Consider the following 26,760-nt stretch of genomic DNA (forward strand, 5'->3'; position numbering starts at 1 on the left):
TGCTGAAACGTTTAATCTAGATTGATCGGCACGTTACTCGATAATGTCCCATCCTTGAAGTCCAACTTGTCGGATGCGCGTAGGCCATAAGTCGCCTGCCCTAATCGGGTAGGATTGGCGAAAATCTCGCGGCATGCTCGAAAAAACAAGGAAATCCCGGGTTGAAACTCAGTGATATCGCACGGTTGGCCGGCGTGTCCGTCACCACCGCCAGCTACGTCATCAACGGCAAGGCCGAACAGCAACGCATCAGCAATGCGACCGTCGAGCGCGTGCGCGCGGTGGTCGATTTGCATGGCTTCACGCCCAATCCGCAAGCCGCCGGCCTGCGCAGCCGGCACACGCGCACGCTGGGTTTTATCCTGCCGGATCTGGAAAACCCCAGTTACGCGCGGATCGCCAAGCTGCTGGAGCAAGGCGCACGGGCGCGCGGTTATCAATTGCTGATCGCCAGTTCCGACGATGCGCCGGACAGCGAGCGGCAGTTGCTGCAACTGTTCCGCGCCCGTCGTTGCGATGCGCTGATCGTCGCCAGTTGCCTGCCCGCTGGCGATGACAGTTACCGTCAGTTGCAAGACAAGGGACTGCCAATCATCGCCATTGACCGGGTCATGGAGCCTGAGCACTTCTGTTCGGTGATCAGCGACGACCGCGAGGCCAGCCTGCACCTGACGCAAAGTCTGCTCGACCCGCAGCTCAAGCAGATCGTGCTGCTCGGTGCCCGCCCCGAGCTGAGCATCAGCCAGGAACGTGCGGCCGGTTTCCGCGAAGCGCTCAGCGACTTCAAAGGCGAAGTGCTGGTCGAACACGCCGAGTCGTTCAGTCGCGAGTGCGGCAAGCAATTGATGGAAGAACTCTTGCAGCGTCTGGGGCATTTGCCGGATGCGCTGGTGACCACGTCCTACGTGCTGCTGCAAGGCGTGTTCGATGCGCTGCATGACTTCCCGCTGAAGTCCCGCCCGCTGCGCCTCGGCACCTTTGGCGACACGCAGTTGCTGGACTTCCTGCCGCTGCCGGTCAACGCCATGGCTCAGCAACACCAGTTGATCGCCGACAAGGCGCTTGAACTGGCGCTCGCCGCCGTCGAGCAGTCGCACTACAAACCCGGCGTGCAGGCCATCGCCCGTACGTTCAAGCAGCGTATTCATCAGGACTGAATCGTGGAGCTGATCGACAGTCACACCCACCTCGACTTTCCCGACTTCGACGCCGATCGCGCAGAGTTGCTCGCCGAAAGTCGCGCCCTCGGCGTGCGGCGCATCGTCGTGCTGGGCGTGTATGAGGATAACTGGCAACGGGTGTGGGATCTGGCGCAAAGCGATCCGGATTTGTATGCCGCATTCGGTTTGCACCCGGTGTTTCTCGATCAGCATCGCCCCGACGATTTAAACGCGCTCGGTGATTGGCTGACACGGCTGCGCGGTCATCGGCAGTTGTGCGCGGTGGGCGAGATTGGCCTGGATTACTTCATCGAAACCCTGGACCGCGAGCGGCAGCAGGCGCTCTTCGAGGCGCAACTGCAATTGGCGGCGGACTTTGAGCTGCCGCCGCTGATCCATGTGCGCCGCAGCCACGCGGCGGTGATTGCCACGCTCAAACGCTTCAAGCTCAAACGCGCCGGGATCATCCACGCCTTCGCCGGCAGTCGCGAGGAAGCGCGGGAATACATCAAGCTCGGTTTCAAACTGGGTCTTGGCGGCGCACCGACCTGGCCGCAGGCGTTGCGTATGCATCGGGTCTTGCCTGAACTGCCGCTGGCGTCAGTGGTGCTGGAAACCGACTCGCCGGACATGGCGCCCGCGATGTTCCCCGGCCAGCGCAACAGCCCGGCGCATTTGCCGGCGATTTGCGCAGCGCTGGCTGAGTTGATGAATATCACTCCTGAACAACTCGCCGCTGCCAGCACCGCCAACTGCTGCGAAGTCTTCGGCTGGTAACCGATGCCCTTGTAGGAGTGAGCCTGCTCGCGATAGCGGTGTGTCAGTTACCGATATTTTTTCAGACAGACCGCTATCGCGAGCAGGCTCACTCCTACAAGGGATTTGTGTGGGACTTAGACGCGAAACGCGCTGATCAGCTGTTTGAGTTCAACCACCTGCACCGACAATGCGCGGCTCGCATCTTCGGTCTGGTGTGCCCCCTGCGCGGTGCGCTCGCCGGCGCGGTTGATTTCGACAATGTTCTGATCGATGTCATGGGCCACCGCGGTTTGCTGCTCCACCGCAGCGGCGATCTGCTGGTTCTGATCGACGATCATGCCCACGGCGCCAAGAATGTTTTCCAGCGCCTGCTGCACCTTTTCCGATTGCCCCACCGTGCCGTTGGCCATCTGATGACTGACGCCCATGGCCTTCACCGCCGCGCTGACACCGCCATGCAATTTGGCGATCATCTGCTCAATCTCTTCGGTCGATTGCTGAGTGCGTTTGGCCAGGGTGCGCACTTCGTCGGCGACCACGGCAAAACCGCGTCCCTGCTCACCGGCCCGGGCCGCTTCGATCGCGGCGTTGAGCGCCAGCAGGTTGGTTTGCTCAGCGATGCTCTTGATCACTTCGAGCACGCGGCTGATCGACTGGCTGTCGCTGGCAAGCTGATTGATCACCAGCACCGACTGATCGATCTCGCTGGCCAGTGCGGCAATGCTGCCTTGTTGCGATTGCACCAGACCGCGACCGCTGAGGGTCTCGTCGTTGACGCTGTGGGCGCTGTTCACCGCCGCGGCGGCGCTGCGCGCGACCTCCAGCGACGTCGCTGACATCTGGTTCATCGCCGTCGCCACTTGCTCGATCTGCGTGCGCTGCCCGGCAACGGCCAGGTTGCTTTGCGCCGACACCACTTCGACCTGCCCTGCCTGACGCTCGACCTCGCCGACGGTCTGGCCCACCCGCTCGATCAGGTCGTGAATTTTCTTCACCGTGCCGTTGAACACCTCGCCCAGCTCACCCAGTTCGTCACGACTGCTGGCCTTGAAGTTGACCGTCATGTCCCCCGCCGCCACTTTGTCCATCATCGCGCCAAGGCTTTTCAGGGTGGTGCGGGTCGAGGCGTAGAAACCGCCGTAGAGATAAAAAATCAGCACGAACACTACCGACAGTGCAGACGCCTGCAGAATCATGTGCGTGCGGTTCTGCGACAGGCGTTGCTGCAATTGGCGGTCGAGGAATTTCAGGGTCGCTTCGTTGAGCTGATAAGTCTTGTCGATCAGCACCGTGACCTGATCGTAGAACGCCTGCCACGGCGCATCGAGAGTGTCGGCCATGACCACTTGCTCTTCGAACAGCTCGCTCGCTTGCTTGAGCGAGGCCTTGCTGCTGTCGGCGTGTGCGCTGAGGGTGTCGCGCGCTGCGCTGCTGGAACCGAGGGCGTCGTGCAGTTTCAAGGCGTACTCGGCCTGGAGTTTTTCAATCTGCGCCAACAGTTCATCAAAACGGGTACTCGATGCGCTGTTGAGAAAGCCCTGCCCCAACGAATACGAGCCCATGGCGCGACCTTCGCCGAGGGTTTGTGTGACCGTCGGCGTCACCAGGGTCAGCAGTTCGCTGAGTTGACGGATGTCACTCTGGTTGTCTCGGCTCAAGCCGGCCTGGCTGGTGATGATCTGGCTGAAAATCTGCGCGCTGGCCAGTAGCTTGCCGATCAAGGCGCTTTTGCTTTGCAGCGAGCTTTCCGCCTGCTGGGCCTTGAACGCAGCAATCATCTCATCGCGCTTGGCGTCGAACACTTTGATCTGTTCAGGGTCCTCGGTCATTGCTGTCAGCCCTTGCAGGCGTGCCAACAGGGCTTGTTCGAGCGTGCCGATCTGCGCCTCGACATCACCCGCCTTGCCGGATTGACCGAGGGTGACGTCGATCTGTACCAGATTGTTCAAGGTTTCCAGATCCCGGCGCAGGCTCAGGCTGCTGCCCAGCAGGTCGAGACTCTGCAGTTCGACGCGGGTGCCTTGAAATTCGCGATAGGAGTCGCGCACCAGATAGAAATTGGTCACCAGCATCGGCACCAGAAACAGCACGCTGATCAGGCTGAACTTCATGCCGAAGCTCAGACGGTTCATCAGCGAGACGGCGGGATAGAGCAAGCTCTTCACGGGGAGTCTCCCTTGGTTTTTCTTGTTTTTATTGGCAGGCGCAGGGCGACAGCAGATAGCCACTATCGGGCGCTATCTCTGTATAGCTCAAATCGAAGGGAGGTTTTGTAACTTAAGGTTAATGGCAATGCAGTGATCCCCACCGTCAAGAGCGAAAAGATCGCAGCCTTCGGCAGCTCCTACAGGGAAATGCGTTCCCATTGTAGGAGCTGCCGAAGGCTGCGATCTTTTGATCTTGATGTAATCAGTGAACCAGAACAGTCCACAGGGCAAACCCGGCATACCACAGCACCGCCGCGCGCAGCAGCAATTCCCACAGGCAATCGAGGGTGGTGATGCCTTCCGGACCGGCCACCGGTGGCGGGATTTCTCCGGCCGCCAGGCCGACCTTGTTTATCAGCTGCGCCGCGCTGATGTTCCAGTTGAGCAGTTCATGCAGCATCACCCGGCTGACCGCGACAAAGTTGCCGACTAGGGCCAGGCTCGCCGCGAGCAATCGCACCGGCACCCAGTCGAAGGCGTGACGCATCTGTGCCGCGCGCTCGACCAGCGCCGGGTTTTGACCGTGCTCTTCGGCCAGCGCCAACAAGCGATAAGCCAGTGCAACCACCGGACCGAGCAGGAAATACCAGAAGATCACCGCGAAAAAGCTTTGATAGGCCTGCCACAACAGGTGCCCCTGCACACGTTCGAGCAACTGCTCACCGCTGTCGGCGCAGATATTCAGATCGCGCTTGGCAACATGCGCCGCCGCTTGCAGATCCTCACGGCGCCAGGCATCGCGGAACGGCCCGAGGCCGCCGAGCAAATCGCCACGGCCCAGGCTATAAATCACCACCAGCAAATGCACCGGCAGTGCGAGCAAACCGTACGCCACCGGTTCCAGTACCACCAGCAGCAAACCGAGCAAGGCGACCGGCAGCAGCACCAGAATCGTCAGCACCAGCCAGGGCTGTTTCGCCAGCCGCTCGCCGGCTTCGAGTTTGTGCAGTTCGCGGATCCATCCGCCGTCGCGTTGAAGCCGATGGCGCAGGGCCGAAAACTTCTCGATCCACACCGCCAGCAGTAACACCAGAAAACTCATTGTCCTTCCTCTTTTGCCAGGGCGGCGCGGTAGCGTGCCCAGTCGAATGCCGGTCCCGGGTCGGTCTTGCGGCCCGGAGCGATATCGCTGTGTCCGCAGATACGCTGATCGGTGATAGCCGGAAAACGTGCCTGCAACTGCCGGGTCAGCGCAGTCAACGCCTGATACTGCGCATCGGTGAACGGCAGATCATCGGTGCCTTCCAGCTCGATGCCCACGGAAAAATCGTTACAGGTTTCGCGGCCTTCGAACACCGATACGCCCGCATGCCACGCGCGCTCCAGACAGGAGACAAACTGCGTGACCTTGCCGTCACGTTCAATCAGAAAGTGCGCCGATACGCGCAAGTCAGCGATGCCTGCAAAGTAAGGGTGTTCGGTGACATCCAGACGATTCTGAAAAAATTCCTGCACTTTGCCCGTGGCAAATTGTGCCGGCGGCAGGCTGATGTTGTGGATGACCAACAGGGAGATTTCGCCCGCCGGGCGCTCATTGAAGTTGGGCGATGGGCAAATCTGCACCCCGTGACACCACCCGCTAGCGGGATCCAACTGCATACCGATTCCTTCAACGCCGACTGTGTTGGCGCCCAGTATGCCGCGATCCGCCCCCACCGCGCGATCACTTGCCGCGATTGAGTCGCCGCAGATGACCCAGCACCGACTCCAGCGCACGGTCGAAGAGCAAGGTGTCGTCCAGTACGCGCACCGTGCCACGGCAAAACGCCAGGGCCAGGTCTGTGCGACTGCGCTCCAGCACTTTCATGCCGGTGCGGTCGACGAACACGTATCGGCCCGTCGCGTCAATGATCGCGGCAAGCTTGCAGCGCAACGCCTGCCCGTCCTCGTCGTCAAACGTCACCCAGTGGCCCAAGCGCAGTTGCTCAACCTGGCGCAGGCCGGCGTCGTCTTGTGGCACACCCGCCGACGGTGTCGCGGCGGCCACAGGGTCGGCGCCCTGCTGCAAAACCTCTGGCGACACTTCAATCATGCCCGTTGCGTGGCGATCAGTATCGTCGGAACGCTCCAGCACGCGTACATGCAGCGCTTCCAGCGCACTGAAGAATTCACTGGTAGCAAACGGATCGAACGCCGTGCTGCTCAAGCCATCACGCAGCGACTTGAGCAACCCCGGCAGCAGCGCCAGCAGACGCAGACTGGACTCGGCGTCGTCATGACGCTGCACGCTCCAGATCAATTGTTCCATGGTCTGCACGTCGGCCTGCCACTCGGCAGACTGATCGCCATGTTTGAGGCAGGTCAACAGCAGCACTTTGCTCCAGGCCTGCTGTACAAACGCAAGCACCGACGCCGGCAACACTTCACCCAACAGCGCCTGCTGCAACGCTTGTTCGACGCGACGTCGGGCCAGGTCGGCTTTCGCCCGGCCTTCTTCGGCGTCACGCAAGCGCTGTTCGAGCAGCTCGGTGCGCCGGCGTTCGTCCTGGGTGAAGGCGAGGAAATCGGCGAGCAGTTCGGAAAATATCGCCGGGTCATCGACAAACTCCGTCAGCAGTCGCTGCACCACTTGCTCGATGCGCACGTAGAGGCTGTCCCGAGCATCACCGTCACAATCGCTCCAGCCCATGGCGGCATCGGCGATTTCATTGAGCAGGCGCCGCGCCGGATGCGTGCTGCGGCTGAAGAAACTCTTGTCGAGCACGGCAACCTTGAGCATTGGAATCTGCAAGCGGGCAATCAGCGCCTTGAGCGAGTCGGGGACATTGCGATCCTCGAGAATGCACTCGAAGACCATGGCAATCAGGTTGATGACATCTTCGTCGGCGGTGCCGACCACACGGGATTTGCCGCTCCTGACGCTGACCCGGGTCAGCAATTGTTCGAGCTGGTTGCGCAGGTCGAAGTCTTCGTGCGCCTCAAGCGCCGGCACGTATTGTTGTAAATGCGAGAGCAAGCGCAGCAGATCGCGCGTATTGATCGGTTGCGCCGGGGCGCCGGGCTCCAGTGTGGGCGCGACACGGCCACGCACATGCACGAGTAGTTGCTGCAACGCCGCGAACGCTTCCTCCACGCCGTCATCCGCTGGGGGCGGATCGTCGTGTACTTCGAAGGAAATGTCGGCCGACGCATGCTCGCTCTTGCGCCGCGTCGTCGCCGGTTTCAAATGCGGCAAGACGCCGGTAGCGAGCAGCAGTTGGTTGGCTTCGGCATACAGCTGTTCGGTGTCGGCCAGCACATAGCGTTCGAACAGCTTGAGCAGGATCAGCTTGACCTTGATTTCGACGCCGAGGTTACGTCCGGCCTGCAAGAAGTACTCGCAGAGCATCGCCGGGCCGAGCGGGTTGTGCGGATTTTCCAGACGGTTGCCAAGCAGCGCACTGAACCGTGCCGTCAGTTGATCAAGCGCGAAGCCATCACGCTTGAGCACGCGGCTGACCATGGTTTGCACGGCAACGGTACGCTCCCTGTCATCGGTGCGCGGCGCCGACTCTTCAATCACCCGCGTGCGTGGCAGGCGATCGGCAGCGGGATCGTATTGGGTAAGGCTGGCAAAGGCTTCGAAGAATTGTTCGAGAAAGCCGCGCTCGATGTTTTTGCGCTTGAGGCGCAAATCGCGCATGGCTTCGAAAAAGATATTCTGATCAACGTCATTACGCGCCCGATCGGCCATTTCAAACAGCGTGTCGTCAGCGTTATCGTACAGCTCCTGCAAGCCGTGGCGCAACTGCTGGGCAGCCTTGTCGCGAACCTGAAGCAGAATCACCGGCAGGCGGGCAAGCGGCGCGCGATCAGCCTGATCGCCAGCGGCCCTGTGCAAAGGCACTACTTTCCCGTCGTTGTGCATCCAAGCCTCCTGGAGCGGTGATTCGGTTCGTCGTTTTGACACTGCCCCGGTGGAGTGGTTCGTCAAAGCCATGACGTCAAATACAAGGCGGATTATCTTGCAAAAGATGTCCGCGATGCTATAGGCGTCAGGGTTTCCCCTATACCTGCGCCCCTCTGTGACGACGGCGCCGCGCACTCGGCTTACGGAAAAATCGACCAGATGCAGTCAGCCGCGCGCGTTCTCGCCTTGGGTTGGCTCGCGCCCTGCCCCTATAATCGAATCACTTTGTTTGTGGAGTCCGTTATGCCGAATCTACGTCTCGCCGATCTGACCGCCGAAATCGAAGCCAACGTGCGCCGTGCGTTGCTCGAAGACGTCGGCAGCGGCGACATCACCGCGCAACTGATCCCGGCCGAACGCCTGGCCAAAGCCACCATCATTACCCGTGACGACGCGGTCATCTGCGGCACTGCGTGGGTCGATGCGGTGTTTCGCCAGCTCGATCCGCGCGTGGCGGTGCATTGGCAAGTGGTCGATGGCGAGCGGGTCAAGGCCAATCAGCCGTTGTTTCATCTGGAAGGTCCGGCCCGTTCACTGCTGACCGGCGAACGCAGCGCGCTGAACTTTTTGCAGTTGCTTTCGGGTGTGGCGACGCGTGCGCAGTACCTGGCGGACTTCGTCGCGCAAACGCAGGTCAAACTGCTCGACACCCGCAAGACCCTGCCCGGCCTGCGTCTGGCGCAGAAATATGCGGTGACCTGCGGTGGCTGCCACAACCACCGCATCGGTCTCTACGACGCCTTCCTGATCAAGGAAAACCACATCGCCGCCAGCGGTGGCATCGCCGAAGCGGTGGCTGCCGCGCACAAGATCGCCCCGGGCAAACCGGTCGAGATCGAAGTGGAAAGTCTTGGAGAACTGAAGGAGGCGCTGGAAGCCGGCGCCGACATCATCATGCTCGACGAGTTGAGCCTGGATGACATGCGCGAAGCCGTACGCCTGAATGGCGGCAAGGCGAAACTGGAAGCCAGCGGTGGCATCAACGAAAGCACACTGCTGCCGATCGCCGAGACGGGCGTGGATTACATCTCCATCGGCGCGATGACCAAGGACGTCAAAGCGGTGGACCTGTCGATGCGCCTCAGCCTTTAAACGCAGCGGGAAGCTACAAGCTACAAGCCAGAGCGCTTTTGCTTTGACTTGCAGCTTGTAGTTTGAAACTCGCAGCTGCTTTTATACGACGAGGTTATTCATCTCGCAGTACTCGTCCCACTCGACACCCAACACTTCAGCCGCTTCCTTGTGCAGCACGAGGCGTTGCGCCTCGAACTCTTCAGGCGTGCTGGTGTACTTGAGGGTCAGCTCCCACGGCTGCAAGCCCTGCGCTTCGGCTTCGTCTTCGAAGGCCCACTGGATCTGGTCTTTCTGATCATCAGGACTCAGGTCCTTGATCTCTTCCTTCAGATCCGGCACATCCTGAAGGTATTTTTCCAGCGCTTGTTCGTGGCGTTGCTCTTGGGTCAATTCAGTCATGGGGTTCTCGCTGATCTTAAGAATGGAGGATGGATCTGGATCATCAAGGATCTCTCTGACGCGGACTGGCCGGCCTTCGGAACCATTCGGGATCATCTGAAAACTGCTAAGCGATGCTCATGCAGGCACCGAATATAGGACGTTTGCATGACGAATTACACGGCTCTTTACATCTATCCCACAAAAAGCTGACCTGCGGAACATAAACGCCGGACTCGAGTCATAGCCATGTGCCACTTTGGCACCCACCATGCTGTTCACAAGGAAAACCAGTGATGCGCAGCTTCTTGAAGATGTTCTCCTTTGCCTCCGCTACCATTTTGATCGCCGCGCTAGCGCTTCCGGCAAGCGCCATGGCGATTGAGCTGAGCTCCAGCAGCCCCTCGTATAACGACAAGGTTTCGTTGATTCATGACGATTATGGCAAAAACGTGGTGATCAGGAGCGATATCAGCATCGATGAATTGCAAAAGATGCGCGACACCGTAAAAGAACAATCGAGTCAGATCGAAGCGCTCAAACGCAACAGCGGTTCGAACTCAAGCGCCAGCGGCAAGGACATCGATGAGCTGAAAAACAAGGTCAAGGAACAGGACCGTGAGCTGGAAAGCTTCGCCCGTCAGGTTGAAGACCTCAAGCGCAACAGTGGCTCCAGCTCCAGTTCGAGCAGCAGTGAAATCTCGAATTTGAAACAGAAGCTCAACGAGCAGGATCGGGCGATGGATCAGCTCAAACGTACCGTCGAGGATCTGAGCCGCAAGGTGAAATAAAGGGGATGGTGCCCGAGACAGGAATCGAACCTGCGACCTTCGCGTTACGAGTGCGCTGCTCTACCGGCTGAGCTACACGGGCAGTGGGCTAAAACTAGCACCGGTCTCGGGCTCCGGCAACTTTGTGGCTTGCCTTTGTGGCGAGGGAGCTTGCTCCCGCTGGGTTGCGAAGCGACCCCATGTTTTTTGGCTGGCGTTTTTACGACTGCTGCGCAGCCGAGCGGGAGCAAGCTCCCTCGCCACAGGGGTTTTATGAGGGGCAAAAAAATGCCCCCGCCGTTTGCACGGCGGGGGCATTTTCATTGGGCTAAAGCGTCGGGGTGATTAAACGCCCGAAGCCTTGGCCGCTGCCACGTCTTTGATGGACAGCTTGATACGGCCGCGGTTGTCCACGTCCAGTACCAGCACTTCCACTTCCTGGCCTTCTTTGAGGATGTCGGTCACTTTCTCTACACGAGCGTCGCTCAGCATCGAGATGTGCACCAGACCGTCCTTGCCCGGCAGGATGTTGACGAATGCGCCGAAGTCGACGATGCGCTCAACCTTGCCGACGTAGATCTTGCCGATCTCGGCTTCGGCAGTGATGCTCAGAACGCGCTGACGCGCTGCTTCTGCGGCATCCTTGGTTTCGCCGAAGATCTTGATCGAGCCGTCGTCTTCGATGTCGATCGAAGCCTTGGTTTCTTCGCAGATCGCACGGATGGTCGCGCCACCTTTACCGATAACGTCACGGATCTTGTCGGTGTCGATCTTCATCGCGATCATGGTCGGTGCGTTGGCCGACAGTTCGGTACGCGACTGGCCAATGATCTGGTTCATCTGGCCGAGGATGTTCAGGCGCGCTTCCAGGGCCTGGCCCAGAGCGATTTCCATGATCTCTTCGGTGATGCCCTTGATCTTGATGTCCATCTGCAGCGCGGTCACACCTTTGGCGGTACCGGCTACCTTGAAGTCCATGTCGCCCAGGTGATCTTCGTCGCCGAGGATGTCGGTCAGGACGGCGAATTTCTCGCCTTCTTTAACCAGACCCATGGCGATACCGGCAACGGGTGCCTTCATCGGTACACCGGCGTCCATCAGCGCGAGGGAAGCGCCGCATACGGAAGCCATCGAGCTCGAACCGTTGGATTCGGTGATCTCCGAAACCACGCGGATGGTGTACGGGAACACGTCAGCGGCTGGCAGCATCGCCGACACCGAACGACGGGCCAGACGGCCGTGGCCGATTTCGCGACGACCGGCGCCACCCATGCGACCACACTCGCCCACCGAGAACGGCGGGAAGTTATAGTGCAGCATGAACGGGTCTTTCTTTTCGCCTTCCAGAGTGTCCAGCAGTTGTGCGTCACGGGCGGTGCCCAGAGTCGCGACTACCAGAGCCTGGGTTTCGCCACGGGTGAACAGCGCCGAACCGTGAGTCTTCGGCAGAACGCCGACTTCGATGTTCAGCGGACGTACGGTTTTGGTGTCGCGACCGTCGATACGTGGCTTGCCGTTAACGATGTTTTCGCGAACGGTGCGGTATTCGATTTCGCCAAAGGCAGCTTTGACTTCAGCAGCGGAAGGCTGGCCTTCTTCACCGGACAGCTTGGCAACCACCTGATCCTTCAACTCACCCAGGCGAGCGTAACGGTCGGCCTTGATGGTGATGGTGTAAGCCTGGGAGATCGCTTCGCCGAACTCGGCACGGATAGCGCCCAGCAGTTCGGTGGCTTCAGGCGCAGGCGCCCAGTTCCAGGTTGGCTTGGCGGCTTCGGCAGCCAGTTCTTTGACAGCGTTGATCACAACCTGAAATTCGTCGTGAGCGAACAGTACCGCGCCCAGCATCTGGTCTTCGGTCAGCTCTTTGGCTTCCGATTCAACCATCAGCACAGCGTCGGCAGTACCGGCCACGACCATGTCCAGGCTCGAAGCGGCTTGCTGTTCGTAAGTCGGGTTCAGCAGGTAGCCGGTGCTTTCGTGGAAAGCCACGCGAGCGGCGCCGATCGGGCCGTCGAATGGAATGCCGGAAATGGCCAGGGCAGCCGAGGTACCGATCATCGCAGCGATGTCCGGATCGGTCTTCTTGCTGGTGGAAACGACGGTGCAGACAACCTGCACTTCGTTCATGAAGCCTTCTGGGAACAGCGGACGGATCGGACGGTCGATCAGTCGGGAAGTCAGGGTTTCTTTCTCGGAAGGACGGCCTTCGCGCTTGAAGAAACCGCCAGGGATCTTACCGGCAGCGTAAGTCTTTTCCTGGTAGTGAACGGACAGAGGGAAGAAACCCTTGCCCGGATCGGCTTGTTTTGCACCGACGACAGTCACCAACACGCTGACGTCGTCGTCAACGGTGACCAATACTGCGCCGGAGGCCTGACGGGCGATACGGCCTGTCTCGAGGGTAACGGTCGATTGACCGAACTGGAATTTTTTGATTACCGGGTTCACGGTGTCCTACCTTCTTTGTGGCTCTTGGGGGAAACGGTTTCTTGCGAATTCTTGGGCAATCTCGGGAATCGGCCCGAGGGCAATTGTCCGGGTGTTACAGGTAAAGCCATATTGCAGATAAAACTTGAGGCTGGGAGCCTGCAAGGCGCCAGCGGAAAACCGCTGACGTCTGGCAGACAACCAACCTCATAGCGCAATCGCTGATTAGCGACGCAGACCCAGGCGAGCGATCAGAGCAGCGTAACGGCTCACGTCCTTGCCTTTCAGGTAGTCCAGCAGCTTGCGACGCTGGTTTACCATGCGGATCAGACCACGACGGGAGTGGTGATCTTTACCGTTGGCCTTGAAGTGACCTTGCAGTTTGTTGATGTTGGCGGTCAGCAGTGCAACCTGCACTTCTGGCGAACCAGTGTCACCAACAGCTTGCTGGTAGTCAGCAACGATTTGAGCTTTTTCTTGAACGTCGAGAGCCATGAGGCAATCCTTCCTTATCAGGAAACTGTTTCAGGGAAACAGCTTCAACAGGCCAGGGACAAATCCCTGTATCTATAAATGAGTAGTGACCATGCCTGTTAACAGCCACACTCGCCGGCCCGCTTTCGCAGACCGGTTCCGGTCATTCTGACCGAATCAAGCGACGCGGCGCGATGCGCCCGTCTTCGCTCACTTCACCGATACCGATGAAGCGACCATTGTGATCCTGTACCCGCACCATGCCGAACTTCGGCGCATCCGGGGCACGCACCGGCTGGCCGTTGAGCCAGTAGAACGCGCTCGCTTCGGAGAAGTGCAGTAACGGCCAATCCTGCAGGCCGCTGTCCGATGGCATCAGGAAGCGATCGACCGCTTCGTTGCCGCCTTCGGCATGTACCGCTTCCAGCTCTTCGAGGGTCACGGTTTGCGCCAGGGTAAAAGGCCCGGCCTGGGTCCGACGCAGTTCTGCGACGTACGCACCACAACCGAGTTGCTCACCGATATCCTCCACCAGGGTGCGAATATAGGTGCCCTTGCTGCAGTCCACCGCAAGCCGCGCAGTATCGCCTTCGAAGGCCAGCAATTCCAAGCGCGCAATAGTAACAGAACGCGGTTCGCGCTCCACTACTTCGCCTGCACGTGCCAGTTTGTACAACGGCTGGCCATCACGCTTGAGCGCCGAGTACATCGGCGGTATCTGACTGATTTGCCCGCGAAATTTTGGCAGCACCGCTTCGACATCGGCGCGACCAACGGTCACCGGACGCTCCTGCAAAACTTCACCTTCAGCATCGGCCGTGGTGGTGGTCTTGCCCAATTGCGCCAGAGTCTCGTAGCCCTTGTCGGAATCGAGCAGGTATTGCGAGAACTTGGTCGCCTCGCCAAAGCACAACGGCAGCACGCCGGTGGCCAGCGGGTCGAGGCTGCCGGTGTGCCCGGCCTTCTCGGCATTGAGCAGCCAGCGCACCTTCTGCAAGGCGGCGTTGGAGGTGAACCCCAACGGCTTGTCCAGCAGGATGATGCCGCTGACGTTACGACGGATACGTTTGACCTGAGCCACCGAATTACTCCTTGGTGTCTTCAGGTGCAGGAGCGGCAACGTGCTGATTGTCTTCAGCCACGGCACGCTCGATCAATGCCGACAGGTGCGCGCCACGCACGACGGACTCGTCGTAGTGGAAGTGCAATTGCGGCACGCTGCGCAGCTTCATTTCACGGGCCAGTTGCATGCGCAGGAAACCTGCGGCGGCATTCAGCACCTTGATGCTTTGCGCGATGTCTTCAGCGTTGTCCTGGCCCATCACGGTGATGAAAATTTTCGCGTGACCGACATCACGGGACACTTCCACAGCGGTAATGGTGACGAGACCGACGCGCGGATCCTTGACTTCGCGACGGATCAGTTGAGCCAGCTCGCGCTGCATCTGATCGCCGATACGTTGGGTACGGCTGTATTCTTTTGCCATGATTTGTTACCTGTTACTGCCCAGCGGTGAGATCCGCAAGGTCTGAAAGCGGCAAACGCCCGGCCTGACAAAAGCCAGACCGGGCGTTGCGTTTAGAGTCCGGACGCTGTGCCGTGCATTTGCATGCTACGGCCCATCGTGGCCCTTGAAGTGCGCGAGTCAGAGGCTGCGAGCAACCTGAACCTTCTCGAAGACTTCGATCTTGTCGCCGACTTTGACGTCGTTGTAGCTCTTCACGCCGATACCGCATTCCATGCCGGCACGGACTTCGGAAGCGTCATCCTTGAAGCGGCGCAGGGATTCCAGCTCGCCTTCGAAGATAACGATGTCTTCACGCAGTACGCGGATCGGACGGTTACGGTGCACAACACCTTCGATCACCATGCAACCGGCGATCGCGCCAAACTTCGGCGAACGGAAAACGTCACGCACTTCGGCCACACCCAGGATGTTCTCGCGAACATCGCTGCCGAGCATGCCGGTCAGGGCTTTCTTGACGTCTTCGATGATGTCGTAGATCACGTTGTAGTAACGCATATCCAGACCTTCCTGCTCGACGATCTTGCGAGCGCCAGCATCGGCACGGACGTTGAAGCCGAACAGTACAGCGTTGGAAGCCAGTGCCAGGTTGGCGTCGGACTCGGTGATACCACCGACACCGCCACCCACTACGCGCACTTGTACTTCGTCGTTGCCCAGGCCATTCAAGGCACCGTTCAACGCTTCCAGCGAACCACGGACGTCGGATTTGAGGACGATGTTAAGCGTCTTCTTCTCAGCCTGACCCATGTTTTCGAAGATGTTTTCCAGCTTGCCGGCGTGAGCCCGAGCCAGTTTGACTTCGCGGAACTTGCCTTGACGGAACAGAGCCACTTCACGGGCTTTCTTCTCGTCGGCAACCACGCTCATCTCGTCGCCAGCGTCCGGGGTACCGTCCAGGCCGAGAATCTCGACTGGGATGGAAGGACCGGCTTCCTTGATTGGCTTGCCGTTCTCGTCGAGCATGGCACGCACGCGGCCATAGTTCGAACCGACCAGAACCATGTCGCCTTGGCGCAGGGTACCGTCTTGAACCAGCACGGTCGCAACCGGGCCACGGCCCTTGTCGAGACGCGATTCAACCACAACACCACGGCCAGGAGCCGACGGGGTTGCCTTCAGTTCGAGAACTTCGGCTTGCAGCAGAACGGCTTCAAGCAGCTCGTCCACGCCAGTACCCATCTTCGCCGAAACCGGAACGAATGGTGTGTCGCCACCCCACTCTTCGGAAGTCACGCCGTGAACCGACAGTTCGCTGCGGATGCGATCGAGATCGGCGCCCGGCTTGTCGATCTTGTTCACCGCAACCACCAGAGGCACGCCAGCAGCCTGAGCATGCTGAACCGCTTCGATGGTTTGCGGCATCACGCCGTCGTCCGCTGCAACCACGAGGATCACGATGTCGGTCGCCTTGGCACCACGGGCACGCATTGCGGTAAACGCAGCGTGACCCGGGGTGTCGAGGAAAGTGACCATGCCGCGATCAGTCTCAACGTGGTAGGCACCGATGTGCTGGGTGATACCGCCGGCTTCGCCAGCCGCTACCTTGGCACGACGGATGTAGTCGAGCAGGGAAGTTTTACCGTGGTCAACGTGGCCCATTACGGTCACGACTGGAGCACGGGAGAACGACTCACCTTCAAACTTCAGGGACTCGGCCAGGGAATCTTCCAGGGCGGTGTCGCTGACCAGGGTCACTTTGTGGCCCAGTTCTTCGGCTACCAGTTGAGCAGTTTCCTGATCAAGCACCTGGTTGATGGTCGCTGGGGTACCCAGTTTGAACATGAACTTGATGATTTCAGCAGCCTTGACCGACATCTGATTGGCGAGATCGCCAACAGTGATGGTCTCACCGATCTGCACGTCACGCACGACAGGGCCGGTCGGGCTCTGGAAACCGTGGGCGTTGCGCTTCTTCAGCTTGGCCTTGCCGCGACCACCACGACGGAAGCCATCGCTTTCTTCGTCGGTGGTCCGAGGTGCCACACGTGGCGCCGGGGCTTTTTCTTTGACCGAAGCACGATGCGGAGCGTTTTTGCGCTCGCCATCGCCGCCACCGCTGCGACGATTGTTGTCGTCTGCACGTGGCTTGTCCGGACGGCGCTGTTCGTTCTGCTTGTTGCGAACGTCAGCCGATGGCGCTGGAGCAGCGGCAACCACCGGTGCGCTTTCGCGAACAGGCTCGGCTGCGGCAGCCGGCGCCGAAACGGCGTTGCTGGCAGCGTTCTGCGCGGCAGCAGGCTGGCGACGCGCTTCTTCTTCGGCGCGTTGCTTGGCTTCTTCTTCAGCCTTCTGACGGGCAGCATTTTCTACTGCGCGACGCTCATCCAGTTCACGCTTGCGCTCGGCCTCGATTTCTTCCGGGCTGCGCTGTACGAAAACTTTCTTCTTGCGAACTTCAACGCTGATGCTCTTGCTACCAGCCACACGCAGGGTGCTGGTGGTTTTACGCTGCAGCGTGATCTTGCGTGGTTCTTCCACTTTCGCCTTGTGACTGCTCTTCAAGTGAGTCAGCAGGGATTGCTTCTCACTGTCAGTCACATTTTCGTCGGCGGCGGTGTGCGGCAGACCTGCCTCACGCATCTGCTGCAACAGGCGCTCTACCGGTGTTTTGACCTCATCGGCCAGTTGTTTCACCGTGACTTGCGTCATGCACTTCTCTCCTCAGGCCGCGCCTAATTACTCGAACCAGTGGGCTCGGGCGGCCATGATCAACTTGCCGGCACGATCATCGTCAATGCCGTCGATGTCGAGCAGGTCGTCAATAGACTGCTCGGCCAGGTCTTCGCGGGTAATTACGCCGCGCACCGCCAGTTCCATCGCCAAATCCTTGTCCATACCCTCAAGCGAGAGCAGGTCTTCGGCCGGATGGGCGTCTGCCAGCTTTTCCTCAGTAGCGATGGCTTTGGTCAACAAACGATCCTTGGCGCGAGCGCGAAGCTCGTTGACGATGTCCTCGTCAAAGCCGTCGATGTTGAGCATTTCTTCCACCGGTACGTAGGCAATCTCTTCCAGGCTGGTGAAGCCTTCGTCAACCAGCACCTGAGCCAGTTCTTCGTCGACTTCCAGCTCGTCGATGAAGTTGCGCAGGATGTCGCCGGTTTCCGCTTGCTGCTTAGCCTGGATGTCCGATTCGGTCATCACGTTCAGGGTCCAGCCAGTCAATTGGCTGGCCAGACGTACGTTCTGACCACCGCGACCGATGGCCTGAGCCAGATTGTCTGCGCCAACGGCGATGTCCATGGCATGGGCATCTTCGTCAACAATAATTGCCGCAACCTCGGCCGGGGACATGGCGTTGATCACGAACTGCGCCGGGTTGTCGTCCCACAGCACGATATCAACACGTTCACCGCCCAATTCACCCGATACTGCCTGGACGCGCGAACCGCGCATACCGATGCAGGCACCTTGTGGATCGATGCGCTTGTCCTTGGAGCGAACGGCGATCTTGGCGCGCGAACCCGGATCACGGGACGCAGCCATGACCTCGATGAGGCCTTCAGCAATTTCCGGCACTTCGATACGGAACAGCTCGATCAGCATTTCCGGCGCGGTACGCGACAGGATCAACTGCGGGCCGCGGTTCTCGGTGCGGATTTCCTTGAGCAGCGCACGCAGACGCACGCCGACACGGAAGGTTTCGCGAGAAATGATGTCTTCACGGGCCAGCAACGCTTCAGCGTTGTTACCCAGATCGACGATCACGTTGTCGCGGGTGACTTTCTTCACGGTGCCGGAGATGATTTCCCCCAGGCGCTCGCGATAGGCGTCAACCACCTGTGCGCGCTCGGCTTCACGCACTTTTTGCACAATGACCTGCTTGGCAGTCTGTGCAGCAATGCGGCCGAACTCGATCGATTCGATTTTTTCTTCGACGACGTCGCCAACCTTGGCACCAGGATGCGTTTCAGCAACCTTGCTTGGCCAGGTTTCGATGGCCGGATCATCGAGATCATTCTCTTCGACGACCGTCCAGCGACGGAAAGTTTCGTAAGAACCGGTGTGGCGGTTGATTTCCACACGCAGGTCAACTTCGTCTTCAAAACGCTTTTTGGTAGCAGTGGCCAGGGCCAGCTCCAGCGCTTCAAAAATTACGCTTGCCGGTACACCCTTTTCATTGGATACCGACTCAACAACCAGCAGTACTTCTTTGCTCATCGTACGCCTCGCCTTTCGCAAGCCATTGGATCCGCGGGATCCGCGTCTCAGTCAAAACTGGGAATAATGTTGGCCTTGTCGATCATATCGATCGGCAACAGGAACTCGTGGTCTTCTACCTGCACCACGACGTCCTGCTCTTCTACACCGCGCAGAAGGCCCTGAAAGTTGCGTCGACCTTCAAAAGGCGAGCGCAGCTTGATCTTCACTTGTTCACCAACGAACTGGGCGAACTGCTCAAGAGTGAACAGTGGGCGCTCCATGCCTGGCGAGGAAACTTCAAGGGTGTATTCGCTGGTGATCGGGTCTTCAACATCCAGAACACCGCTGATCTGGCGGCTGACAATGGCGCAATCGTCCACCAGCACGCCACCCTCTTTATCGATATAAACGCGCAACATCGAGTGTTTACCCTGAGACGAAAACTCGATACCCCAGCATTCATAGCCCAGGGCCACGACCACCGGGGCCAGCAAGGCCTGCAACTCTTCTAGCTTGCTCGACACCTGAACCCCCTAGTGCATGATATGTGCATGCTTTGCAAAATAAAAAAATGGGCATAACGCCCATCCTTGAAACGCCGTCGAACAGCGGCGTTGAAGTGTCCAGCTAACAAAAAGCCCCTTAAAAGGGGCTCCTGAAACTGGTTGCGGGGGCCGGATTTGAACCGACGACCTTCGGGTTATGAGCCCGACGAGCTACCAGACTGCTCCACCCCGCGACAAAGCTGGGGCGGAAGTATACGACCGATCCCTTTTAGGGTCAATGTAACCTTCCACCTGCAAGAAAGCCCGCAACAGCGGGCTCTCCTGACTAATTGGTACCGAGAAGGGGACTCGAACCCCTACACCCTATGGGCACAACCACCTCAAGGTTGCGTGTCTACCAATTCCACCACCTCGGCAAAACTACGTTTGAAACCCTTCTTACTTCTGCTCTTGAGCTGGAGGTACGTCAGTCGCTGGAGTAGCCGACTTTTGCTCTTGAAGCACCGGGACATCATCAGAAGCCGGTTGTTGCTTAGGTACTTCCAACACTGCTGGATCTGGCAATCCTGCTTGAGTCAGCTGATGAGCTTTCTCTTTAGCAAAGTAACCTAACCCCAAGCTGGTTATGAAGAAACCGGCGGCAAGTATAGCAGTAAACTTACTAAGAAAGGTAGAGGAACCTTGGCTTCCGAACACAGTATTTGAAGCACCTGCTCCGAAAGACGCGCCAGCGTCCGCACCCTTACCCTGCTGCAGCAAAACCAGAGCAACTACGCCCAATGCACCCAGCAGATGAAAAACGACTACGACTGTTTCCAGCATTTTTTCAGTTTCCCGCGGCGCGACAGATCGCACCGAACTCATCTGCATTCAGGGAAGCTCCACCAATGAGCCCCCCATCGATATCCGGCATGCCGAACAGTTCGACCGCATTGGCCGCCTTCACGCTGCCGCCGTATAGAAGCCGCACACCTCGTGCGACTTCAGAATTCTCTGCCGCCAACTGCTCGCGAATGGCTTTATGCACATCCTGAGCCTGTTGCGGCGTTGCAGTCAGTCCGGTACCAATGGCCCAGACCGGCTCGTAAGCAATGACTGCCTTGGCAAAGGCACCGACACCCAGCTCCTCGATGATGCTGCCCAGCTGACGCCCGACAACCTCAAGAGTTTTCCCGGCTTCGCGCTGCTCGAGGGTTTCCCCTACACACAACACCGGGATCAAGCCACATGCCTGCGCCGCTGCGAACTTGCGATTCAGCATCCCGTCTCGCTCGCCCAGAATCTGGCGGCGTTCGGAGTGCCCGACAAGCACGAGGGAACAACCTGCATCCACCAACTGACTCGGCGCAATTTCACCGGTCAATGCGCCTTGCATGGCTTCCACCGCAGAATTCTGCGCGCCGACCGAAATCGACTTGCCTTTCAAGCCATCAATCACTTGATTGATATGCAAGCAAGGCGGGAATACCGCGACATCAACACCGCTTGGCAAGGCCAGATGACGAAGGCCGTTGATCAGCTCAGCGACGCTGGCGCGGGTACCGTGCATCTTCCAGTTACCAGCTACCATAGGGCGACGCATGCTGTACCTCGTCGGTCAAAGTGGGCGCAGATGTTACCCAACACAATCATGGCTGGCAAGCCGTATCAGGCAGAAACTTCAGTTACCAGTTTTGCCAGTTCCTCGGCGTAGCCGCGAACCTGTGTTTCGTCCTCGCCTTCGACCATCACACGCACGAGCGGCTCTGTCCCGGACTTGCGCAGGAGCACTCGACCGCGCCCCGCCATGGCCTGGGTAACACGCGCACTGGCTTCCTTGACAGCGGGATGCTCCAGCGGGCTTTCGCCACCACCGAAACGCACATTGATCAGCACCTGAGGGCATTTGCGCAATGCCTGACGAGACTGCGCCAAGCCTTCATTGCGAGTCTTCAGTGCCATCAACACCTGCAGCGCCGCGATGATCGCATCGCCGGTGGTCGTGTGATTGAAGCAAACGATATGGCCCGAATTCTCACCGCCGACCAGCCAGTCGCGCTCCAGCAATTCGGCAATCACATAGCGGTCGCCGACGTTGGCGCGAATGAACGGAATCGAAAGATCCGCCAAGGCCAGTTCGAGCCCCAGGTTACTCATGAGGGTCCCTACTACACCGCCGTGCAGCTTTCCGCGCTCATGCAGATCGCGGGCGATAATGAACAGCAGTTCGTCACCATCAACAATGGCGCCTGTGTGATCGACCATCAAGACCCGATCACCGTCGCCATCGAACGCGATACCCAGGTCGGCGTGTTCGGCCAGCACTGCAGCCTGCAACTGATCCATATGGGTCGAGCCGCAGTTGTCGTTTATATTCAGCCCGTTTGGCTGTGCCGACAACACGACAACTTCCGCACCCAGCTCGCGGAAAACACTGGGCGCCACCTTATAGGTCGCACCATGGGCGCAGTCGAGGACAATCTTGAGGCCGGAAAAGCTGGTACCGGTCGGCACGCTGCTCTTGCAGAATTCGATATAGCGCCCGGACGCGTCGTTGATTCGCGACACCTTACCGATCTTGCTCGACTCGACCACGGTCATCGGTGCATCGAGCAATTCCTCGATCATCAACTCGACCTCATCCGGCAGCTTGGTGCCCTTGCCAGAGAAAAACTTGATGCCGTTATCGTCATGAGGGTTGTGCGAGGCACTGATGACAATGCCGGCCTCGGCCTGGAACGTACGCGACAGATAAGCAATGGCCGGTGTCGGCATCGGGCCCAGCAGCATCACGTCAGCACCTGCCGATGTCAGACCTGCCTCGAGTGCAGATTCGAACATGTAGCCGGAAATTCGCGTGTCCTTGCCAACCAGTACCTTGCAGGCGCCCATCTTGCGGAACGCCATGCCCGCCGCCCAGCCGAGCTTGAGCATGAAGTCAGGTGTAATCGGGTAAACACCGACACGACCACGAATGCCGTCGGTGCCAAAATATTTCTTGCTCATAAGTACTCCATCATTCTTATTCGGCTGATTCCACGGCCGCGATCATCCGCACCACGTCTACCGTTTCCGCCACATCATGGACGCGCAATATACGCGCACCCTTGGCCGATGCCAGTACCGCCAGCGCCAGACCGCCGTACAGTCGCTCGCCCACGGGACGATTCAAGGCGTGCCCGATCATGCTCTTGCGCGACACGCCGACCAACAGCGGTCGCCCCAGCGCATGCAGGTCTTCAATATGCTTGAACAAGCTTAGATTGTGCTGCAGGGTTTTGGCGAAACCGAAACCGGGGTCGAGGATGATACGTTCGGCAGGAATACCCGCTAGCGCACATTGTGCCATTCGCTCAACAAGAAACTCGCCAACCTCGCGGGTGACATCCTGATACTGCGGATTGTCCTGCATATCGCCAGGCTCACCCAGCATGTGCATAAGACAGACCGGCAGCCCGGTTGCCGCCGCCGCGTCCAGTGCGCCATCGCGCCTGAGCGAGCGCACATCATTGATCAATCCGGCGCCAAGCCGCGCGCTTTCACGCATGACGGCAGGGGTCGACGTATCGACCGAGATAATGACATCCAGCTCGCGACTGATCAGCTCGACGACCGGCGCTACGCGCTCAAGCTCCTCCAGCGGCGAAACTGCTCGCGCACCCGGTCGGGTCGATTCGCCACCGACATCGATCAGTGTCGCACCGGCCAGCACCATCGCTTCAGCATGACGCAACGCCGCATCGAGCTGGCTGTAGCGGCCACCATCTGAGAAGGAATCAGGAGTGACATTGAGAATGCCCATGACATGCGTCTGGGCCAAATCAAGAACCCGGTTGCCGCAAGGCAACCGGGTCAGGGACTGTACAGAAGTCATTTCAAGCCTTAAACGTCAGCAGCCGGACCGCCAATAGGTTTTTCCGGACGCTCGTCCTGCACGACGGGCGGCGGAGGCGTACCGGTACCACCTGACCAGTCGCGCGGCTCGCGAGGCGTACGACCTGCCATGATGTCATCAATCTGTTCGGCATCAATGGTTTCGTACTTCATCAACGCATCAGCCATTGCATCGAGCTTGTCACGGTTGTCCGTGAGGATCTGCTTGGCGGTGCCATAGCAGTGATCAATGATGCTGCGCACTTCAGAGTCGATCAATTTGGCTGTCTCACCGGAGAAGCTGGCAGCCTGACCACCACCGCCGCGGCCGAGGAACACTTCACCCTCTTCTTCGGCGTACATCAGCGGACCGAGCTTTTCCGACAGGCCCCACTTGGTGACCATGTTCCGCGCAATCTGACTGGCACGCATGATGTCGTTCGAGGCACCGGTCGTAACCCCGTCGAAGCCCAGGGTCATTTCCTCAGCGATACGGCCGCCATACAGCGAGCAGATCTGACTGATCAGCGCACGCTTGGACAGGCTGTAGCGATCCTCTTCCGGCAGGAACATCGTCACACCCAGCGCTCGACCGCGCGGGATGATCGAGACCTTGTACACCGGGTCATGTTCAGGCACGACACGACCAACAATGGCGTGACCGGCTTCGTGATAAGCAGTGTTCTGCTTCTCTTTCTCGGACATGACCATGGATTTGCGCTCGGCGCCCATCATGATCTTGTCCTTGGCCAGTTCGAACTCTTTCATCTCGACAATACGCTTGCCGCTGCGCGCAGCGAACAGCGAGGCCTCGTTGACCAGGTTGGCCAGGTCGGCACCGGAGAAGCCCGGGGTACCACGTGCGATCACGGCCGGAGCGACGTCGTCACCCATAGGCACTTTGCGCATGTGCACTTTGAGAATCTGCTCGCGACCACGAATGTCCGGCAAGCCCACCACCACCTGACGGTCGAAGCGGCCCGGACGCAGCAGCGCAGGGTCGAGTACGTCTGGACGGTTGGTCGCAGCAATCACGATAATGCCGTCATTCATTTCGAAGCCGTCCATCTCTACCAGCAACTGGTTGAGAGTCTGCTCACGCTCGTCATGACCGCCGCCCATACCGGCGCCACGATGGCGACCTACGGCGTCGATCTCATCGATGAAGATGATGCAAGGCGCGTGCTTCTTGGCCTGTTCGAACATGTCACGGACACGGCTGGCACCGACACCGACGAACATCTCGACGAAGTCAGAACCGGAAATGGTGAAGAACGGCACTTTCGCTTCGCCGGCAATCGCCTTGGCCAGCAAGGTTTTACCGGTACCCGGTGGGCCAACCATCAGCACGCCGCGCGGAATGCGACCGCCCAGGCGCTGGAACTTGCCCGGATCACGCAGGAATTCAACCAGTTCGCCAACTTCTTCCTTGGCTTCGTCGCAACCGGCAACGTCAGCCAGGGTGGTTTTCACCTGATCTTCGGAAAGCAGGCGCGCCTTGCTCTTGCCGAAACTCATCGGCCCGCCCTTGCCACCGGCACCGCCCTGCATCTGGCGCATGAAGAACATGAACACCGCGATGATCACCAGGATCGGGAAGCTGGCGACCAGAAGCTGGGTCCAGATGCTTTGCTGCTCAGGCTGCTTGCCTTCAACCACTACATGATTGTCGACCAGGTCGCCGATCAAGCCGTTGTCCTGAATGGCCGGACGAATGGTCTTGAAGCTGTCGCCATCGGTGCGCTTGCCGGTAATCACATAGCCATCAACGGCTACGCGCTCGACCTTGCCATCCTTGACCTGCTGGATGAAGTCGGAATAGTTGAGGGTCTGCGGCTCGTTAGGGCTGGAGAAGTTGTTCATCACCGTCACCAGGACAGCCGCGATGATCAACCACAGGATCAGATTCTTTGCCATATCGTTCAATTAACTACCCTCTGAAGCAAGCTCCGCTACTGGCGCGCGCTTCGCATGATATTCACCGGCCTAACTTACTACATTACCTACAACTCTGGCAGGCGCCGTCTGTAACCCTTTGTGAAACACTTTCTACACAATATTCGCTTATGCAGGCAGAGCGAAATATGAAAAACCTATCGCCCCACCGAAAAAACCCGTTTTATTCATTACCGCCGCGGTAGCCCCAAGCCAACATATATTGCTCACGGGAGCTGCCACGGGAGGAGTCTGGCTTGATCATCTGGATCTTGTCGAATTTCTTGCGAGCATCCTTCAGATAAACATCGAACCCTTCGCCCTGGAAAATCTTGATGACGAAATTGCCACCGGGCTTGAGTATCCGCTCCGCCAGATCAAGGGCCAGCTCGCAGAGAAACATGGCTTTGGGCATGTCCACTTCGGGCGTACCACTCATATTGGGGGCCATATCGGAAATCACAAGGTCCACCTGTGAATTACCCACGGCCTCGAGAATCTCGGCAAGCACGGCATCCTCAGTGAAGTCGCCCTGAATGAAATGCACGTCAGGGATGCTGTCCATCTCCAGAATGTCCGAGGCGATCAAACGTCCCTGCCCGCCGATCAGCCGACTGGTGACCTGCGACCAGCCACCCGGCGCGGCGCCGAGGTCGACCACGCTCATGCCCGGACGGATCAGTTTGTATTTTTCCTGGATCTCCAGAAGCTTGTAACTCGCACGCGAGCGGTAGCCATCCTTCTGCGCCTGCTTCACATAAGGATCGTTGACATGTCTTTTCAGCCAACCAAGGCTTGTCTTGGAACGCGCCATTGGGCACCTCGATGATAAGGGTCGTGATTAATTGGGCGGATCCACGAACCCTCGGGTAAAATGGCCGCCATTTTACAGAATCCAGACGAAAGGGTCAGATTATGCCGCTCACTCCAGAGCAGAAGAAACAGTACAAATCCATCGGCCACCACCTCAAGCCAGTGTTGACGGTGGCGGACAACGGTTTGACTGAAGGTGTGTTAGCCGAACTTGAACGCGCCTTGGCGGATCACGAGCTGATCAAGGTCAAGCTCAATATCCTCGACCGCGAGTCGCGCCTGGCGCACATCGCCGAACTGTGCAAGGTCGGCAAAGCGGACCTGGTTCAGGTCATCGGCAAGATGGCACTGATTTACCGCAAGAACTTCAGCGTCAACAAGCAGCTGTCGAACGTTCATCGCTTCAAGTGATGACCGGGGTCAGGGGTGTGCTTCGCGCACCCTGCCACTCCATCCCGGCACTGGCTGCATCACCAGTACCAGCCCGGAAAAGCCCAGCACCAGATAACTGAACACCTGCCAGCGCTGCGCATCCGGCCAGCCGACACGCACTGCGATATACATCGCGCACGCGTACAACGCGATTAACAGCACCTGCCCGCGAAAATCCCGCCATAGACTGCCAGGGCCCTCGGCCTGTACCAGCACCAAAGCCTGAAAGACCACGCAGAGAGCGGCGAATCCCACCACCAGCACTTCAAATGCACTGGCTACTTCGTCGATCAACAGCGGCGCCAGACCGATCTGGCCCAACGCCGGCTGCAAACCGATGTGAATCAACCATAGACCACCGACCCAAAGCATCTGGGTCAGTTGCCAAAGCATGGCGCCCGCATGCAGCGGG

General features: G+C 58.9%; 24 protein-coding genes and 3 tRNA genes. 5 read left to right on the forward strand and 22 right to left on the reverse strand.

All coding sequences use genetic code 11. The features are described 5' to 3' along the window. Positions 1-161 precede the first annotated feature (161 nt). Entirely contained in the window at positions 162-1,157 is a 996-nt protein-coding gene (gene cra / locus HU755_RS06540; protein WP_186630983.1) for a catabolite repressor/activator, read from the forward strand. Positions 1,158-1,160: 3 nt separating this feature from the next. Next, entirely contained in the window at positions 1,161-1,937 is a 777-nt protein-coding gene (locus HU755_RS06545; RefSeq protein WP_186630984.1) for a TatD family hydrolase, read from the forward strand. 116 nt (positions 1,938-2,053) lie between these two features. Here HU755_RS06545 and HU755_RS06550 read toward each other — a convergent pair whose 3' ends face one another. From HU755_RS06550 to HU755_RS06565, 4 genes are all read right to left on the reverse strand, one after another. Further along, positions 2,054-4,084, reverse strand: a complete 2,031-nt coding sequence (locus HU755_RS06550) for a methyl-accepting chemotaxis protein (RefSeq protein ID WP_186630985.1) — start codon at positions 4,082-4,084, stop codon at positions 2,054-2,056. 244 nt (positions 4,085-4,328) lie between these two features. After that, complete coding sequence (gene ampE, locus HU755_RS06555) at positions 4,329-5,168, reverse strand: regulatory signaling modulator protein AmpE (RefSeq protein WP_186630986.1); 840 nt, start codon at positions 5,166-5,168, stop codon at positions 4,329-4,331. Then, the gene (ampD, locus tag HU755_RS06560; protein WP_186618643.1) at positions 5,165-5,725 is read right to left on the reverse strand and encodes a 1,6-anhydro-N-acetylmuramyl-L-alanine amidase AmpD; all 561 of its coding nucleotides are present in this window, start codon (positions 5,723-5,725) and stop codon (positions 5,165-5,167) included. Before ampD ends, ampE begins: the two co-directional genes overlap by 4 nt. A gap of 64 nt (positions 5,726-5,789) precedes the next feature. Beyond that, positions 5,790-7,973, reverse strand: coding sequence for a DUF1631 domain-containing protein (locus HU755_RS06565; protein WP_186630987.1), 2,184 nt, complete (start codon positions 7,971-7,973; stop codon positions 5,790-5,792). Between the two features lie 285 nt (positions 7,974-8,258). Between HU755_RS06565 and nadC the strand changes: the two genes are divergently transcribed. After that, the gene (gene nadC / locus HU755_RS06570) at positions 8,259-9,107 is read left to right on the forward strand and encodes a carboxylating nicotinate-nucleotide diphosphorylase (RefSeq protein WP_186547320.1); all 849 of its coding nucleotides are present in this window, start codon (positions 8,259-8,261) and stop codon (positions 9,105-9,107) included. Positions 9,108-9,188: 81 nt separating this feature from the next. On the opposite strand, the gene HU755_RS06575 is transcribed toward nadC, so the two are convergent. Beyond that, positions 9,189-9,488 (reverse strand): DUF6388 family protein, encoded by a 300-nt coding sequence (locus HU755_RS06575; RefSeq protein ID WP_186630988.1) that lies wholly within the window; start codon positions 9,486-9,488, stop codon positions 9,189-9,191. A gap of 275 nt (positions 9,489-9,763) precedes the next feature. On the opposite strand from HU755_RS06575, the gene HU755_RS06580 reads away from it, so the two are divergent. Then, a complete protein-coding gene (locus HU755_RS06580; RefSeq protein ID WP_186630989.1) occupies positions 9,764-10,258 on the forward strand; it encodes a hypothetical protein in 495 nt (164 codons plus the stop codon). A gap of 6 nt (positions 10,259-10,264) precedes the next feature. Here the strand turns inward: HU755_RS06580 and HU755_RS06585 are convergent. The 16 genes from HU755_RS06585 to rlmE all read right to left on the reverse strand — a co-directional run bounded on the left by HU755_RS06585 (position 10,265) and on the right by rlmE (position 25,917). Continuing rightward, positions 10,265-10,340 (reverse strand) — tRNA-Thr (locus HU755_RS06585). A gap of 242 nt (positions 10,341-10,582) precedes the next feature. Then, entirely contained in the window at positions 10,583-12,688 is a 2,106-nt protein-coding gene (pnp, locus tag HU755_RS06590; protein ID WP_186618638.1) for a polyribonucleotide nucleotidyltransferase, read from the reverse strand. A 204-nt stretch (positions 12,689-12,892) separates the two neighbouring features. Then, the gene (gene rpsO / locus HU755_RS06595) at positions 12,893-13,162 is read right to left on the reverse strand and encodes a 30S ribosomal protein S15 (RefSeq protein WP_016771751.1); all 270 of its coding nucleotides are present in this window, start codon (positions 13,160-13,162) and stop codon (positions 12,893-12,895) included. 142 nt (positions 13,163-13,304) lie between these two features. Continuing rightward, positions 13,305-14,222 carry a tRNA pseudouridine(55) synthase TruB gene (gene truB / locus HU755_RS06600; protein WP_024011571.1) on the reverse strand — a complete coding sequence of 306 codons (918 nt, stop codon included), beginning with the start codon at positions 14,220-14,222 and terminating at the stop codon, positions 13,305-13,307. 4 nt (positions 14,223-14,226) lie between these two features. Then, positions 14,227-14,628, reverse strand: coding sequence for a 30S ribosome-binding factor RbfA (gene rbfA, locus HU755_RS06605; RefSeq protein ID WP_016771753.1), 402 nt, complete (start codon positions 14,626-14,628; stop codon positions 14,227-14,229). A 159-nt stretch (positions 14,629-14,787) separates the two neighbouring features. Continuing rightward, positions 14,788-17,319, reverse strand: coding sequence for a translation initiation factor IF-2 (gene infB, locus HU755_RS06610; RefSeq protein WP_186618637.1), 2,532 nt, complete (start codon positions 17,317-17,319; stop codon positions 14,788-14,790). A 27-nt stretch (positions 17,320-17,346) separates the two neighbouring features. Continuing rightward, a complete protein-coding gene (gene nusA, locus HU755_RS06615; RefSeq protein WP_024011569.1) occupies positions 17,347-18,828 on the reverse strand; it encodes a transcription termination factor NusA in 1,482 nt (493 codons plus the stop codon). Between the two features lie 47 nt (positions 18,829-18,875). Further along, positions 18,876-19,334: a ribosome maturation factor RimP gene (gene rimP / locus HU755_RS06620; RefSeq protein ID WP_186630990.1), complete on the reverse strand. Its 459-nt coding sequence runs from the start codon at positions 19,332-19,334 to the stop codon at positions 18,876-18,878. 138 nt (positions 19,335-19,472) lie between these two features. Beyond that, positions 19,473-19,549, reverse strand: a tRNA-Met gene (locus HU755_RS06625). A 97-nt stretch (positions 19,550-19,646) separates the two neighbouring features. After that, positions 19,647-19,732, reverse strand: a tRNA-Leu gene (locus tag HU755_RS06630). 22 nt (positions 19,733-19,754) lie between these two features. Continuing rightward, complete coding sequence (gene secG, locus HU755_RS06635) at positions 19,755-20,138, reverse strand: preprotein translocase subunit SecG (protein WP_016771756.1); 384 nt, start codon at positions 20,136-20,138, stop codon at positions 19,755-19,757. A gap of 4 nt (positions 20,139-20,142) precedes the next feature. Then, positions 20,143-20,898, reverse strand: a complete 756-nt coding sequence (tpiA, locus tag HU755_RS06640) for a triose-phosphate isomerase (protein ID WP_186547344.1) — start codon at positions 20,896-20,898, stop codon at positions 20,143-20,145. A 65-nt stretch (positions 20,899-20,963) separates the two neighbouring features. After that, a complete protein-coding gene (gene glmM / locus HU755_RS06645) occupies positions 20,964-22,301 on the reverse strand; it encodes a phosphoglucosamine mutase (RefSeq protein ID WP_186547345.1) in 1,338 nt (445 codons plus the stop codon). A gap of 16 nt (positions 22,302-22,317) precedes the next feature. Next, positions 22,318-23,169 (reverse strand): dihydropteroate synthase, encoded by an 852-nt coding sequence (folP, locus tag HU755_RS06650; RefSeq protein ID WP_186630991.1) that lies wholly within the window; start codon positions 23,167-23,169, stop codon positions 22,318-22,320. Positions 23,170-23,177: 8 nt separating this feature from the next. Continuing rightward, positions 23,178-25,085: an ATP-dependent zinc metalloprotease FtsH gene (ftsH, locus tag HU755_RS06655; protein WP_101158080.1), complete on the reverse strand. Its 1,908-nt coding sequence runs from the start codon at positions 25,083-25,085 to the stop codon at positions 23,178-23,180. A gap of 202 nt (positions 25,086-25,287) precedes the next feature. Next, positions 25,288-25,917, reverse strand: coding sequence for a 23S rRNA (uridine(2552)-2'-O)-methyltransferase RlmE (rlmE, locus tag HU755_RS06660; RefSeq protein WP_186547347.1), 630 nt, complete (start codon positions 25,915-25,917; stop codon positions 25,288-25,290). 101 nt (positions 25,918-26,018) lie between these two features. Between rlmE and HU755_RS06665 the strand changes: the two genes are divergently transcribed. After that, entirely contained in the window at positions 26,019-26,327 is a 309-nt protein-coding gene (locus HU755_RS06665) for a YhbY family RNA-binding protein (protein WP_186547348.1), read from the forward strand. Positions 26,328-26,336: 9 nt separating this feature from the next. On the opposite strand, the gene HU755_RS06670 is transcribed toward HU755_RS06665, so the two are convergent. Then, positions 26,337-26,741, reverse strand: a complete 405-nt coding sequence (locus HU755_RS06670) for an MFS transporter (RefSeq protein WP_186630992.1) — start codon at positions 26,739-26,741, stop codon at positions 26,337-26,339. Positions 26,742-26,760 lie beyond the last annotated feature (19 nt).

Source organism: Pseudomonas sp. SWRI111 (assembly GCF_014268555.1).
Classification (GTDB): Bacteria; Pseudomonadota; Gammaproteobacteria; order Pseudomonadales; family Pseudomonadaceae; genus Aquipseudomonas; species Aquipseudomonas hamedanensis.